Annotated in this window: 11 protein-coding genes; 4 read left to right on the top strand and 7 right to left on the bottom strand. The window is 40.1% G+C overall.

Going from position 1 to position 14734, the window contains the following annotated elements; all coding sequences use genetic code 11:
* Nucleotides 1-110: 110 nt before the first annotated feature.
* The 3 genes from manA to IX91_RS05550 all read left to right on the top strand — a co-directional run bounded on the left by manA (nt 111) and on the right by IX91_RS05550 (nt 3329).
* The gene (gene manA, locus IX91_RS05560) at nt 111-1274 is read left to right on the top strand and encodes a mannose-6-phosphate isomerase, class I (protein ID WP_174329865.1); all 1164 of its coding nucleotides are present in this window, start codon (nt 111-113) and stop codon (nt 1272-1274) included.
* A gap of 204 nt (nt 1275-1478) precedes the next feature.
* On the top strand, nt 1479-1919 hold the full coding sequence (locus tag IX91_RS05555) for a PTS sugar transporter subunit IIA (protein WP_004749760.1): 441 nt from the start codon (nt 1479-1481) through the stop codon (nt 1917-1919).
* Between the two features lie 12 nt (nt 1920-1931).
* Entirely contained in the window at nt 1932-3329 is a 1398-nt protein-coding gene (locus tag IX91_RS05550) for a fructose-specific PTS transporter subunit EIIC (protein ID WP_004745825.1), read from the top strand.
* A 168-nt stretch (nt 3330-3497) separates the two neighbouring features.
* Here the strand turns inward: IX91_RS05550 and IX91_RS05545 are convergent, their stop codons facing one another.
* The 7 genes from IX91_RS05545 to IX91_RS05515 all read right to left on the bottom strand — a co-directional run bounded on the left by IX91_RS05545 (nt 3498) and on the right by IX91_RS05515 (nt 14067).
* Nucleotides 3498-4592 (bottom strand): HNH endonuclease, encoded by a 1095-nt coding sequence (locus IX91_RS05545; RefSeq protein ID WP_236642860.1) that lies wholly within the window; start codon nt 4590-4592, stop codon nt 3498-3500.
* Nucleotides 4593-4633: 41 nt separating this feature from the next.
* Nucleotides 4634-6409: a restriction system-associated AAA family ATPase gene (locus IX91_RS05540; RefSeq protein ID WP_004745827.1), complete on the bottom strand. Its 1776-nt coding sequence runs from the start codon at nt 6407-6409 to the stop codon at nt 4634-4636.
* Nucleotides 6406-8145: a restriction endonuclease subunit S gene (locus IX91_RS05535; RefSeq protein ID WP_004745828.1), complete on the bottom strand. Its 1740-nt coding sequence runs from the start codon at nt 8143-8145 to the stop codon at nt 6406-6408. The genes IX91_RS05540 and IX91_RS05535 overlap by 4 nt, the downstream gene beginning before the upstream one ends.
* Complete coding sequence (locus tag IX91_RS05530; protein WP_004745829.1) at nt 8138-9865, bottom strand: type I restriction-modification system subunit M; 1728 nt, start codon at nt 9863-9865, stop codon at nt 8138-8140. Before IX91_RS05530 ends, IX91_RS05535 begins: the two co-directional genes overlap by 8 nt.
* Nucleotides 9866-9881: 16 nt before the next feature.
* On the bottom strand, nt 9882-12683 hold the full coding sequence (locus tag IX91_RS05525) for a type I restriction endonuclease subunit R (protein ID WP_004745830.1): 2802 nt from the start codon (nt 12681-12683) through the stop codon (nt 9882-9884).
* A gap of 10 nt (nt 12684-12693) precedes the next feature.
* Nucleotides 12694-13599, bottom strand: coding sequence for a restriction endonuclease (locus IX91_RS05520; RefSeq protein ID WP_179944697.1), 906 nt, complete (start codon nt 13597-13599; stop codon nt 12694-12696).
* A 78-nt stretch (nt 13600-13677) separates the two neighbouring features.
* A complete protein-coding gene (locus IX91_RS05515) occupies nt 13678-14067 on the bottom strand; it encodes a helix-turn-helix domain-containing protein (RefSeq protein WP_004745832.1) in 390 nt (129 codons plus the stop codon).
* A gap of 131 nt (nt 14068-14198) precedes the next feature.
* Here IX91_RS05515 and IX91_RS05510 point away from each other — a divergent pair, with 131 nt between their 5' ends.
* A complete protein-coding gene (locus IX91_RS05510) occupies nt 14199-14660 on the top strand; it encodes an NlpC/P60 family protein (protein WP_004745833.1) in 462 nt (153 codons plus the stop codon).
* Nucleotides 14661-14734 lie beyond the last annotated feature (74 nt).

Here is a 14734-nt window from a genome sequence, read left to right as displayed (position 1 = left end):
CAGAACTCACAACGTCTGTTGCCAGTGAACAGTACACTTCAACCACAGCGGTTCCTGCTTTTGACCAGACTAAAAATCTTAACTTAGAGCTGTGCCAAGCCTTCTTTCCAATGAAGAACGTGATTCAAAACTACGCTTGGGGCAGTAAAACGTCACTGAATCAGCTGTTTGGAATCAGCAACTCAGAATCTGCTCCGCAAGCAGAAATGTGGATGGGCGCCCACCCAAATGGCTGCTCGTTGGTTACGAGCCAAGGTATTTCAGTCAAGCTTTCTGAACTTATCGCCAGTAACCCACAGCACTACCTTGGGGAACAAACCGCCAACACATTTGGCGAGCTGCCGTATCTATTTAAGATCCTAGCGGCAGAGCAAGCTCTATCAATACAAGTCCACCCGAGCAAAGCCCAAGCAGAATCTGGATATGCTAAAGAGCAACAGCTAGGGGTACCATTGACTGCGAGCCATCGTAATTACAAAGATCCCAACCACAAACCAGAATTGGTGTACGCCCTTACCCAATACCAAGCTATGAATGGCTTTAGACCAATCGAAGAGATCATTGAGAACTTCACCCAGTTAGCCATTCCAGAGCTTAATTGGTTACTTGAAGCGTTCACCGAAGAGCCAAATTCACACGGATTGGCGAGTTTCTTCTCTGGGATACTTTCCTTACAAGGTGAACAAAAAGAGATGGCACTCACCATGTTGATGGTCAAAGCCAAGCTCTCTATAGAACCTGTGTATGCGCTTATTACCGAATTGGAAAAACAGTACCCGAACGATGTTGGACTATTTGCACCCTTGATGCTTAACGTCATTACCTTACAACCAGGAGAGGCGATGTATCTAGACGCGCAGACGCCTCACGCATACTTGCATGGCACTGGGCTAGAGATCATGGCGAACTCTGACAATGTACTTCGAGCAGGACTGACACCTAAGCATATCGATGTCGAAGAGCTTGTCTCGTGCACTCAGTTTGTCTCAAAACCAAAGCATAGCCTAAAACTAGCGCCCTCAATTGACGCAGGAATTGAAAGCTTTGAGGTGCCAGTTGATGACTTTAAGTTTGCGATCCTTCATAACTCTGATAACCGTCACCTAACAGCGACCAGCGCTGAGATTCTACTACCACTAGACGAACCAATGACCTTAACGCATAACAATGGAGAAACATGCCAAATAGCTATTGGCGACTCGGTGTTTGTTGCGGCGAATACATGCAATTACACGCTCTCCTGCCAAGGACGAGTGGCACGAGCATACAGCTAAATTAATCCAATCACTTTATTGAGCCTCACCATCGTGGGGCTTTTTTCTATCTGGAGAAATAGGCGTTTATCGAAATAGTAATGACGCCAATCACAATTAAATTTAGCCGGTACAAAAGTATAGCTATAGCCTTATTTTTGCTATTTCGACGATAGCAGCAATGGATTAATTTTAACTCATCGAAAAGCATTCGTGAGTTTAGAAATGATTACACAATTAACCAATGTCAATTTAATTAAAAAGCAATTATCCGCGACAAATAAACAACAAGTATTCGAAGAGCTTGCTCAATTACTGGCAGACAACCAGCGCATTAATAATCTGGATAACTTCCTAGCAGATATCAAGGCTCGCGAAGCACTTAGCGTCACATCGATGGATGGCATCGCCTACCCTCACGCGAAAAGCAGCGCCGTATTGGAGCCTGCTATTGCTGTTGGCATCAAACCAACTGGCATTGATTACGATGACGAAGACGGTATTAACCCAACCCTATTTTTTATGATTGCCTCACCAGATAATGGTGCAGACCATCATATCTACGTTCTTCAAGAGCTATTTGGCAAGTTCAGCGAAGAATTTATAGAAAATATTATAAAAGCAAAAGATGAACATCAGATCTTAGATATTTTAATTAATTCATAAGGTAAATTAGATATGAGTACAATAACCGCTCAAGCTGCTAATAGTAGCGATCTTAAAAAAAACCTCAGTACCCTAAAGCAACATCTTCTATTTGGTACCTCACATATGTTGCCATTTATTGTCGCGGGCGGTGTCTTGCTCGCACTGGCAGTAATGGCATCAGGTAAAGGAGCAGTCCCAGCAGATGGTTTACTCGCTGATATTTCAAACATCGGCATTAAAGGTCTAGTCCTGTTCCCAATTATTCTCGGTGGTTTCATCGGTTATTCTATTGCCGATAAACCAGCGCTTGCACCTGCGATGATCTCTTCTGGCATCATGGCGGATATGGGCGGCGGTTTCTTAGGCTGTATTGTGGCAGGTTTTATCGCAGGTGGCGTGGTTTTCCAACTGAAGAAAATCCCTCTTTCTGCCAATATGACCGCGCTAGGTGCCTACTTTATCTACCCTCTTATCGGCACGTTAATCTCTGCAGGTATCGTTCTTTGGGGCATTGGTGAGCCAATCAAGATCTTTATGGCATCAATGAACGAGTTCTTGGCTTCAATGGCAGGCGCTTCTAAAGTTGTACTTGGTACCATTCTTGGCGGTATGACGGCGTTTGATATGGGCGGTCCAATCAACAAAGTAGCGACCCTATTTGCACAAACACAGGTTGATACTCAACCATGGCTGATGGGCGGCGTTGGTATTGCTATTTGTACGCCTCCGCTGGGTATGGCACTAGCCACTTTTCTATTTAAGAAGAAATTCACCAAACAAGAACAAGAAGCGGGCAAAGCTGCTGCGATCATGGGCTCTATCGGTATCTCTGAAGGGGCTATCCCATTCGCTGCCAACGACCCAATGCGCGTGCTTCCTTCCATCGTGGCTGGCGGTATCGTGGGCTGTGTATTTGGATTCTTAACCGATGTTCTACTGCATGCACCTTGGGGCGGTTTAATCACTGCGCCAGTTTCAAGCAACATCCCAATGTATGTAGTGGGCATTGCTCTTGGTTCATTAACAACGGCTTTAATTGTTGGCTTCTGGAAACCAGTAGCGGAAGAGTCAGAAGACGAAATCGAACAAGAAGCACCAGCGCAAACTCAAGCGGCTCCAGTAGCAGGCGAAGGCGAGTACGATATTGTTGCAGTCACTTGCTGCCCATCCGGTGTTGCCCATACCTTTATGGCAGCCAAGGCACTAGAAAAAGCAGGCGCTGCGGCTGGAATTAAGATTAAGGTAGAAACTCAAGGTCAAAACGGTATTCAGAACCGCATTACAGACCTAGACGTTGCTAATGCCAAACTGGTTATCTTAGCTCACGATATTCAAGTAAAAGATGCCCATCGTTTTGTCAACGCGAACGTGGTGGAATGTTCAACCAAAGAGGCAATGAAGAAAGCGAGCGAACTTATTCAAAACTAGATGTTTTGTGAAAATCAGAAACGAAAAAGCCCCAGCATTTCTGCTGGGGCTTTAGAATGTGGCGAGTGAGGGATTCGAATTACCTAGTTATCTTATTGAAAGTCAATAACTTATGGCAAGTCGACTTTCGGGAATATACACTCTGTCATACATGTCAATTTTGTGAAGCTAATCACTATTTTGTATATCAAAAAGCCCAGCTTTGTTACATGCTATTAAAAACGACCTTCTTAAAAATCGTTTATCTACAAAAGGATCGAGTTCTGTATCCAGTTCGATATTTTCTACGTACTGCTTAGTCGATAACTTAAGCTTATTAGAGCGTTCAAATACTTCCGATAACCATGCCTTACCTGAGTTTTTTGAGCAACATTCTGCTTTGTAGCGTTCAGAAATTCCGTACAAATCATCCCATGTATCAAGCTCTTGTTGAATAGAGTCTGGGCCCATGCTTAGAGTTACGTCAGTAGCTTCTAATTTTTTCCAATCTTGCGTTTTGATAGACAAAGATAAACTAATCAGATTCGTATGGTTTGCGTAAGGATAGAAAACCTTGCGAGGAACTCGTAAAGGATTTTTTGCCTTAGCCTTAGCGGTATCTGGCTTCTCTATATTGGGGTCTTTGACTAATTTATAGCTGCTGTTGCAATGTGGGCAGGCTGGGACCAAATTAAGGAAGTTAATACTGTTAAATGGATATTTACCTTTTGGGAAGTAATGGTCATAAGCTTCTCGTGGTTTAGTAAACTGATTTAAAATACCCGACAACCCACAAAATGGGCAGACATCTCGATCATTCAACTGAGTAAATTTCAAATTATGATCCGCGATGAGACCTATTCGATCTCTAACTGATGCTAGCTTTAGAAAATCGCCTGAGTAAATATTTTTATAAAACTTCTCAAGCTCGCTGACTAAACCAGGATACTGTTCATCTGGATATAGCTCCTTAACTGTTTTATAAGTAGCAGGTGTACACTGGTCACCATCTTCACAAAGCCTCTTAATATCATTATTAAGGGTAAACCAATCCTTAAACTGCTGCTTTTGGACACCATTTAACAGCTTGAACTTTTCAAAAAGAGAGTTTAAAGGGCCAAGAAAGTTCTTAGCTCCTTTAACTTCAACATCATGAATATCGAGCTCTTTTATCATATCCCTTAGGTCAGGTTTAGCAGCAAACAAAGTATCGATTTCATAGTCCATACCATCTATAGCAATACACCATACATCTTCTAAAATGAACTGGATGTATTCTTGCATTGTGTTCATTTTATGGTCTAAAAATTGATACGGGAAGAGCATCAGTCCTGCTCCTTTAAACTGTCCATAATCGTTTTCATGAGTAAGAGCTTTTCAACAGAATCGCCGAGTCTATTATCAATACGCTTTAACAAGCTATCAATATTAACCCCTTCTTTTTTAAATTCTTCTTTGAAATCATCCAATAATTTTTGTGCATAGCCGCCGATCGTCTCGTGCTTTCCAAACGTTTCGATGGTTATTTTGTTTATTGATGCTCCTAAGGTTTTATATTTAGGATGCTGGATAGTGACCTGATTACTTTCAGGATCTTTCTCAAAAACCATAACCTTATGACGCTCGCTATCAGAAATTAAAAACGGTGTGTGCGTCGTAATTAACATCTCATGGCTCGCTTGCTCTTTATTCTTTTCTGGAAAGCATGACCTTAACCGACTAATAAAGTTAGATCGCCATGCAGGATTGAAATGTGTCTCAGGTTCATCTAATAGAAATAAACTATTAGTGTCCTTGAATAGCAGGCACAGCCCAAGGCTATGTAATAGCTGATGTTCCCCATCAGACAAAGATTTAAGCAAAACTGGCTCTTGTATACCTTCTTTGTTAAACCAAAAGTTCTTAAAACGCATGATTCGTTGATCAGAAGCTAACGTGGGTACTGTTTCATTAACGTATAAACTATCTGATTTATATAAATCAGATTTAATTTGATTGCTAACCGTATACAAGTTCAATGACAACAAGACCTGAAAAGCTTGAAACAATTCGATAGGTGATTTGTTAACTTCAAAACTGAAATTTTCAGCAAAAGCCTCTCTGGTCGCACTATTGACACAATAGTCCAGATATAACGTATCTGTTTCTTCATCTACAAAGAAACAAGTAGCACATCGCTTTAATCTAGTGATCATAGGATCAAATCTATCTGAAGAGTCTTCATCTGCTTCTAACAAATCAACAAGGTTTAGTGTGTACCTATTGTGTTCCTCATCGACAGCCAGAGCAGGATGTTTCAGTCCAAACAAGTTAGCTTGCTCCAAGCTAATATCAATACGACGTTTGATGACAATACGAAACTCATGCAATGCACCTAACCCCATATCAAACTCAAAAAGCTCTCTCGCTCCTACTTCATCATATAGCAAATTACAAAGCAGAATCGCTTGGCTATACGAATTGTCCATATAAGCCATGCGTGTTTCTGGACTGCCAGAATAAGGAAGCTGATCTCTTAATGCACTCCAATACTCATCAAATTGAATAAACCTCATCTTGAAAAAAGGTAAACTCAGTACTTCGTTTTCACCAGAGGAATAACCTAATACAAAGTCTGGAAGTAACAGCTTAATTTCATCTGGTGATAGTGGATTATGGTCTTTATACAGTTGTTCACGGTTTAACCATTGCACTTTTGGCGATTCACCTGATTTCTTCGTGATTAATACATGCGCATTTATTCGAAAATCACTACTTCCAATCGGCATCAAGTACTCAATTTCAAAGCCATCAGGATTAGCTATGTCACTTCTAAAACCAGTATCATTAGTCTCTTCATCATACCCAAATGTCTGCGGAAGGTTATCTAAATACATGCATTCCAAGTGATAGAATATTGCAGCTAAAGCTTCTAGAAGATTAGACTTACCACTACCATTGGGTCCCGCACAAACAAAAGGTGCGAAGCCTTTTTCACTAAACTGAGGTAAGTCAGAGGATTCATCTTGTAGCGTCCATTCCGAACGAAAAACATGCTCAAACCCCGTTTGTAAACTGCGAAAGCCCGTTGGGTCTGTTATCTTAAGGCGAATTAATTTCATTTCTTATTCACCTTGAATTTTATACCATTCGACACTTCTTCATATTCTTGGAGGAGCACACCATTTCGAAGCTCGCTAAAAATAAAATCTTTATATACTTCATAGTCTTCTATTGAAAAACAATAGTTTTCACCATCTTCTGATGTAAAGTTACTGATCCAGTTTTGTGCTGACTCCCAAAAATCTTGCAGAGACAAGGACGTTGTATCATGGTCTGTTAAAAAATCCTTTAAAAGTTTAATTAACCACTTTTGACGTATTTTATCCTTACTAAAATCCAACATCATTTTAGGTAGAGCAATAGTTTCTAAACGTTTTGTAATTTGTTCGATCGGCCTTGTGAGGCTATCAATCTGTTCAAATGGCTTAGTAATACGGTTTATTTGCTCCAATTGCTTAGAGAAATGATCAATTTTTTCCAGTGGATTAGCAGATAAATTCCCCAAACCCTGATCTATTTTACTTATAAATTGAGGCTTATCTTCAACAATCTCCACTAGTTCTTCTTTATCATCAAACACTTCAGTTAAAGGTATATTTCTTAAATTCAACTCACCCTTAAATGCTTTATGACTTAATGACTCGCTTAACAGTTCGAGGTCCTTAAGGCTCACCTTATAAGAATTTTTTATCTCTTCAATCTTATTAACAACTTCAGAAAATTTAAGTTGTAAATCTATATCAGGAACCGGAATCAAAGCCGAATTTAAATTGGCTTTGGAAATATTAGGCATAGAGCCAGCAGCCCCACCTGCCAAACTTTGTATTTTTTTACGCTGAGAAGGATATGAAAGCAATTTCCATAAATAGATCGGATTAATTTCATTTTCATCTTCAATAACAAGACGAAAAATTAAGTCCGGTAGAAGAAGTTTAGAACGTGTTTCATGTACAAAAGCGGTTGCAGCAACTAACTCATAAGTGTTTTTTCGAGTAAAAAGTAAGTCACCAGCCTTTACTTCATGCTGAACCTTTGGTGCAACATTAGACAGCATTGCCTTATTTTCATCTTGCTTAAACACACCAGATGTAACTGCTCCAAGTTTCAAAACGCCCCATTGGTCGTTATTGGCTGGTACTGATTCACATTTAGGACTCCAACCACTATCGATTTGAGAAAGAAGCATACCTAAAGGTTTTTTATTCCACTGCTTATTATTCTGAACTGGATCGCCAAACATCTCAAAAAACACACTCTGAAGCAGTTCATCTAATTCTTGTAACTGATTTTTTCGTCGAAGAATAAGGGACTCTACCTTACACAACAAATAAGCAATACGTTTTTGATCGTTTATATTAGAAGGTACTGGGATTCTATATTTTTTTATATCTTTTAGACTAATCGAAGGATAAGCAGGGTCCCTAATTAATTTAGATGGAGAAAAATAATTTAATGCTAATCTTAAGTATGATTGGTCAATATTATCTTTTGGCAGCAGAATCGCCAGGTGACTAACAACATAAGCTGGGCTTTTAAGTGAATAAATACGCCCTTTGGTTGCCGACATCCCGCTTTTTGCAAAAAGAATAGAGCCTTTCGGATATAGTTTTAACTTTTTGATTTTTGCAGTTTCTTCGCTTATAAGCTCAAATTCGCTCTCTGACTGACCTTCTATAAGTCCTTTAAGAGAGCCAGCTCGAATAAATGGAGTACCGCTTTCTGAAAATTCACTTTTTTTAGGAGCACTTTGACCCGCTGAGACTTCGGCCACAGAACCAAGTTCGATCTCAATCACTGATCATACCTCGTAATACCACCAACTCTTTTACAATACCACTTTCTATTTTGACTAAGTCGCTATCAGAAACATTACCAACTTCAGCCGACAGTAGTCGTTCTAGAATAACGTCTGGTGCTTCATGATGAACCTTATCAAGTTTTTCTTTTTTATAGTGATTGAAACTAAGGTTATAACCATTCATTTCAATTTCAGTTCGAGGGATCGCAAAAAGCCTTTGGTTTCTATCCCATTCAAGGGATTCACCTTTTTCATCTAACCTTTTTTCATTACGAGTATGGTACTGAGCAACAATATCTTGCAAGTCACCACAATCGTCTTTTTTATTACGCTTATCATCTAAACTGTAACCGTCATCCTCCATATCATAGAACCAAACATTCTCAGTAGCAGGCGTGCTCACTTTGTCCTTTGGTCCCCATACTTTGGTGAAAATCAATATTGCAGTACTGACACCAGCATAGGGTTTAAATACACCACTAGGCATAGTTATAACAGCTCTAAAATCACAACGTTCAAGCAACAATTTACGGACGAACTGGAAAGCTTTTCCAGTACCAAACAGTACCCCTTGGGGTATAATTACGCCAGCAGTGCCGCCAACTTTAAGCAAGTGGTAGATGTTTTCTAAAAATAATAATTCAGACTTAGTGGTCCCAGATTGAAAGCGGTCATTGATATCCCCCTTATCAATACTACCTGTAAAAGGTGGGTTAGCCATGATGATGTCGTATTGGCCTTCTTCCTCGAAGCTTTTACTTAACGTATCTTTATAGTCAATTTGTGGTTCATTAATTCCATGCATCATCAGGTTCATTAAACCTAAACGTACCATAGTGCCATCGATGTCAAAGCCAAATAAACTGGTATCTAGTATCGCTTGAGCGTCAGGCGTTAAAGTAGAAGCCACTGACGTTCGAATAAAACCGTCTTCATCAGGGAGCAAATTCTTTGTACCAGCTTTGAGAGCAAGTTGAGTAACAATGTATTGGTAACCGCCAAGCAAGAAACCACCAGTACCGCATGCTGGATCGCAAATCTTATCACCAAGCTGTGGTTGAACTAACTCTGCCAAAAGTTTGATGATATGACGAGGAGTGCGAAATTGACCGTTTTTACCCGCAGTAGCAATCTCAGATAGTAGAAACTCGTATACATCACCTTGGATATCTTGAAAGTTTTGTCCTTGCTCAGCATCTTTCTCCATGATGACAAATATTTCATCAATGATTTTTACCGCTTCGACCAATAGGGATGGCTTGGGAATAATAAACACAGCATTTTTCATGTGGTGAGTAAAATTCGAATCTGCCCCGTTCAAGTCTTTTAGAAAGGGAAAAACCTTGGTTTGAACGTGCTGCAGCATTTGTTCCGCTGGCTTTTTATTAAATTGACTCCAGCGTAGCTCCCTTCTATCGATACCATGCTTTTTCTCGTCGTTAGCACGATACTCAATCTTCTCTGACTCAGAAGCATTGTCAGGAACTGTACTGCGTAACTCTGGTGGTACCCACTTACCTTCAAACTTTGATTTATAAGGCTCATCAGTCCATTCAGCATCCACCTGCTTCTTTAGATCTAGCTCATCTAAACGCTTCATAAAAAGTAAGTAGGTAATTTGTTCGATTGCCGTCAGGGGGTTTGAGATACCACCGGACCAAAACTTGTCCCAAAGTTGGTTGATTTTACTTTTGAGTTCTGCGTTATGCTGTAGCATGATTATTCTCTATTAATTAAGCAGCTAACTGCATTGTTAGCTGTAAAATGTCATTGATTTCATTAGGACTAAAGACGCCACGAATCCCTTGAGGATGTATCACGGTAAATGGTGTGCTAATGAGGTCTTTTTTCTCGATTTTTTCTCGCTCTATTATCACATTTTTTAGCAGTGACAAAAACTCTAACTGGCGGCTAGTAAGCGTAGTATGAGTATGAATAAACTGCTCAAACGCCTTACCAACCGTTTCTGGAAAACTATCCAGAACCTCAACACCAAGAATGTGGCGTATGAACTGAATAAACTGGGCTTTCTTATTTTTATATACTTGTCTAAGAAGGTCTTCTGTAATGTGAGGATGTTCTGCATGAAGAATGTCAGCAAGTTGAATGACTTCATCACCGCCAATATCTCCACCAGCTTGAATTTTCTGCAATATAGGATTGTTTTTCGTAAGTTCTAGTATCAGTTCTTCCACCATCTCTTTGTAGCGTGAAATACTCACTGCTTCATGCTGAGGACCGAACTCAACCATCTCTTTTTTGTGGAGGCTGTCTATAAGGTTGAGGTGGACCTGAGATTTACCATCACGTTCTTGTTCACGGAACTTCATCAATGGTCCTAACTTGTTACAAAGGTGGTCTAGATCACTTTCACTAATATTGCTCCAATAATGGTTACTTTGAGCATTACGTACTAATGTTTCCTCAATTTTTACAAAAGGTACAGTAAGAGGGAGTTCACTTACTTGCTCTACAATTCCGGCTTTTAGTGCCTGCGCTTTTTCTTTCTCTTCGCTTAAAGCAGCTAGCGAATACTCCAATAAGTCTCGTTCAAATCGCATTTCTTTAAAATCTGTATTCGATACAGTTCTAAATAGTGGCTTTATATCTGTTCGTAAAAATTCTAGTTTTTGATGATCTAGTGACTCCCAAAAACCAAGCTCAGTTAATCTATCTAAAAGCGCAGAAGCCTCTTTGATGATTACTGAGCTATTCGGTAACTGTTCGATTTGTTGCTGTAATTTTTTTGTCTCTCGTATAGCAACTTCTTGCTCTCCGATATCAATAGCTTTTTCAATTTTATCTATACGCAAACCAACTAACTTTACAGGTAAAGGAAGTTGGGGTTTGAGTTCCTTACCGTTAGGTTTAAGTTTGAAGTATTCAAAGTTATCCCAGCAATCAATTATTAAAAATGCGTCCTTCTCTGTACACCAAGGTTTGATTTTTTTTGGTTCAAGTAAGCGAGTTCCTCGTCCTATCATCTGCCAAAACTTGGTATAAGAATAAATTGGTTTCGCAAATACCAGATTCACCAACTCTCGAACATCAATACCTGTATCGAGCATATCAACACTAATAGCTACACGAGGCATGTCGTTGTTAGTAAATTGGTCTAAAAGCCCACCTTTACCGTACACTCTAGGGTCATCAGAGACTAATACTTTAGCTAACTCCCCAGTGTATTGTGGGAAAAGCTTGTCGAACGTACTTTCAATGCGGCGAGCGTGAGCTTTCGAAGAGCAAAAGAAAATTGTCTTCCCAGGTAAAACACCATCAGAGTCTTTAATGCACTCATCCATAAACTCTTTTACAATTAGAGTGTTAGTTCCTTGGTTAATGACCTGCTTTTCTAACTGAGTCCCTTCAAAATTGAGCTCTTCTATTTCTTTACCTTCAAGAATCAACTTTTTTTGATCTTCAAGTGAAATGGTGCGCTTGCTTATTCCTTCCATCTGGAATTTCGTTTGTATTTTCATTACCTGAAAATTGCTCAAATACGGAGGAGTATTGTTCACCGCTTCTTCGTAGGTATAGGCAAAGGTTGGTAAGCCGTCTTCACAATCAAAAAGCTCAAAAGTACTGCGGTCTATAGTGTTGACAGGCGTAGCAGTTAACCCTAATAAGGTGGCATTAAAATACTTTAGGATTTCGCCAAAGGTGTTGTAGATAGAGCGGTGGCTTTCATCTACAACAATGATGTCAAAAAAGTGAGGAGACAGGTGTTGTTGTTCGTCTTGAATGATATTAAGCATCGTTGGATAGGTTGAGACATAGATACGCCTATCTTTCGCTATTATTTTCTCACCAACATTAGGCCAACGAGGCTCGTTAGGTAAATGTTCTTTAAAAGCAGATAAAGCCTGCTCTCTTAGTGCTATTCTGTCGACAAGAAACAGGACTCGCTCTGCATACCCAGCCCGCATCATCGCATCGACATAAGCAATACAAGTACGAGTTTTCCCCGTACCCGTTGCCATCACTAGTAAGAACTCACGCTTTTTATTTTCTATACCTTCTAGTACTGAACGAATCGCTCTGATTTGATAATCTCGACCAGCTATATCTTTGTTAATAAATTCTTGAGTTAGTGATTTTTTGTTTCGGCGGATATATTGAAAACGCTCCAGATCACCTCTAGAAGGGAAACCAATAATTTTACGGGGGGGATAATTTTCAAGGTCCCAGAAATATATTTCATGTCCATTGGTATAAAAACAAAACGGAAGTTCAATACCTAACTGGTTTTGAATGTTGTAGCAGTACTGCTTGGCTTGCTCTCGACCTATTTCGGCATCTGTGCTCGATTTCTTAGCTTCAACGACAGCAAGTGGTTTTCCATCCTTCCCTAAAAGCACGTAATCGCTAAACTGATGACCTTGATAAGGAATTTGTGAATCTTGGACCTCTTCGGGTAGATCTACTAGGATGTCAAATTCATGCACTACCTGTGTAGGATCTGATATATTCCAACCTGAAATTTCTAATTGTTTGTCAATCAACTCCACACGAGTTTGTGCTTCTGACTTTGCCATTCCATTACCCTTAAACTTCAAAAAACTCTTCGTCTATTTTCTTCAGGTGTAACACCTGCTCATCTCGGCTACCAATGTTGTAGCGCAGCATCAGCTTAGCCAACTCTTTACCATTGATAAGCACTATGCGCATACCTAGGTCTTTCACTGTTTGGATAGCTGATGAGGTAAATTCTGATGTGGTAATGAAAATACCTTTTTGTGCTTTCTTCAGATTAAGCGCACCAAAGAAGTCTCGAATTTCACCAGCACCAACATTGTTACCGTCTGCATAACGCTTGGCCTGAATGTAAACCTGGTCAACCCCAAGTGGGTCTTGATTAATCACGCCATCGACACCGTTATCGCCGCTCTTTCCTAGCGTATGAGCCATACCCTCATCGTTCCCGCCATATCCCATTGCTAGTAGCAAGTCGATCAGTAGTTGTTCAAAGAAGGCTGGAGACACTTTACGGGTTCGAGATAAGATGTCTGAGGCTAACGCGTCGTTAATCTGTTTGTAAGCAGCTCTTAGTACTTCATCTGGTGTCGCATCATTGTCAGACACCGTTGCCTCTTCAACTTTGTCTGAATCACCGTTTTTTTGCTTAGTGAACGCATTGAAGTCATCAAAACGTTTTAGGTATTGGTTATTGATCTCTTCACCACTGTTTAGTGCATCTTGCCCCAATTCTGTTATCACGAAATGACCACGTCTTGTCGAATCCAAAAGCCCTGCTTTCGCTAAATAGGTTTTGGCCCATCCAACTCGGTTCGTGAATGCCGTTTGTCGTCCACTAGGAAGGAGCTCAGTTCTCTCGTCTTCTGACAGATTGAATTGCTCCGCTAGCAAGCCTACAACGTTGCTGAGCTTAACTTCTTCATTCTTCGCAGCCTCTAACACTGGCTTCATTAAATCCTGATAACTTGGAAGCACTACACACCCTAACCATTTTGACTTTTAGTTCGGCAATATACCAAGATATACAATCAGTTACATTGATATCCGTTACGTTTATTTGGACTTACCAGCCAATCCAACTATTAATGCTCCCAAGGCCGCTCCCGCTATGAAAGTACCTACATTGCTCCCCCCTTCAGACTTCGCTTTCGTTGCGTTACCTCTGAGTTGGGCTTGAACAGACACCTGTTCACTTTCCTTGAGATTATTAACTGTATTCACAACCGAATTAAAAAGTTCATCTGGAGCTATACGAAGAGCTTTAGCACATTCAAACATCTGATCAACAGAGAACGTTGACTTTCCTGATTCCAAACGACTATAGCTAGCTTGTGAGAGCCCCATTTTTTCAGCTAATACGCTCTGCTCTATGCCTAGTTCTTTGCGCTTATTCGCGACGACCACACCCAGAATCGATGAGTAAGAAACCATTTTATCTTGCATTTTTACCACCAATAACTAAATAACACTTGATCAATTAAGTGCATAGGTATAACTTAAATGCATTGATATACGTTTTACGCATTTCAATGTTAATTTTGAATACACATACTTTAAATCAAAAAGGGGAAATTATGAATAGTAATCTTAGTATTGGTGACCTACTTTATCGTTCAAAGCTGCTGGTAGAGCATGCCGGAATCTACCTAGGTAAAGGGCGAGTACTTCACAACTCGCCAGATGGCAACGTAGAAATTTGTGCCTTAGAAGAGTACGCGAATGGAAAACCAATCAAGGTAGTCTTAAGTCACCTATGTGACGAAAAGAAAAATGAACTGTTCAACCAAGCAGAGCAATTGATTAAGAAAGCGAGAAAATATGGGGTGTTAGATAATAACTGTGAGCATTTAGCCTCTACAGTACTACACGGCAAACCTTCAAGTGAGCAGCTACAAGGTGCAGGCCTTGGCGCTGTTGCAGGCTTACTTTTGTCTCACTACAACCAATCGAAAAACTCTTTGCTGTATATTTTAGCTGGTGGTCTTATCGGATGTATGGCTGTCAATGCAGCTCGTAAATACGATTGTGTTGTATAAACATGAAAGGAGTGGGATGCACATAACCCACTCCTTTCTGATATTTGCTAGAAAACTAATAGAATGCCCAAACA

This window comes from Vibrio tubiashii ATCC 19109, from assembly GCF_000772105.1.
Classification (GTDB): domain Bacteria; phylum Pseudomonadota; class Gammaproteobacteria; order Enterobacterales; family Vibrionaceae; genus Vibrio; species Vibrio tubiashii.
This window is presented reverse-complemented; position numbering and strand designations above follow the sequence as displayed.

Excerpts from the sequence above, each read along its gene's own strand:
- manA (WP_174329865.1), top strand. The coding sequence starts at position 111 with ATGAAGAACGTGATTCAAAACTACGCTTGGGGCAGTAAAACGTCACTG.
- IX91_RS05555 (WP_004749760.1), top strand. The coding sequence starts at position 1,479 with ATGATTACACAATTAACCAATGTCAATTTAATTAAAAAGCAATTATCC.
- IX91_RS05550 (WP_004745825.1), top strand. The coding sequence starts at position 1,932 with ATGAGTACAATAACCGCTCAAGCTGCTAATAGTAGCGATCTTAAAAAA.
- IX91_RS05545 (WP_236642860.1), bottom strand. The coding sequence starts at position 4,592 with ATGCAAGAATACATCCAGTTCATTTTAGAAGATGTATGGTGTATTGCT.
- IX91_RS05540 (WP_004745827.1), bottom strand. The coding sequence starts at position 6,409 with ATGAAATTAATTCGCCTTAAGATAACAGACCCAACGGGCTTTCGCAGT.
- IX91_RS05530 (WP_004745829.1), bottom strand. The coding sequence starts at position 9,865 with ATGCTACAGCATAACGCAGAACTCAAAAGTAAAATCAACCAACTTTGG.
- IX91_RS05525 (WP_004745830.1), bottom strand. The coding sequence starts at position 12,683 with ATGGCAAAGTCAGAAGCACAAACTCGTGTGGAGTTGATTGACAAACAA.
- IX91_RS05515 (WP_004745832.1), bottom strand. The coding sequence starts at position 14,067 with ATGCAAGATAAAATGGTTTCTTACTCATCGATTCTGGGTGTGGTCGTC.
- IX91_RS05510 (WP_004745833.1), top strand. The coding sequence starts at position 14,199 with ATGAATAGTAATCTTAGTATTGGTGACCTACTTTATCGTTCAAAGCTG.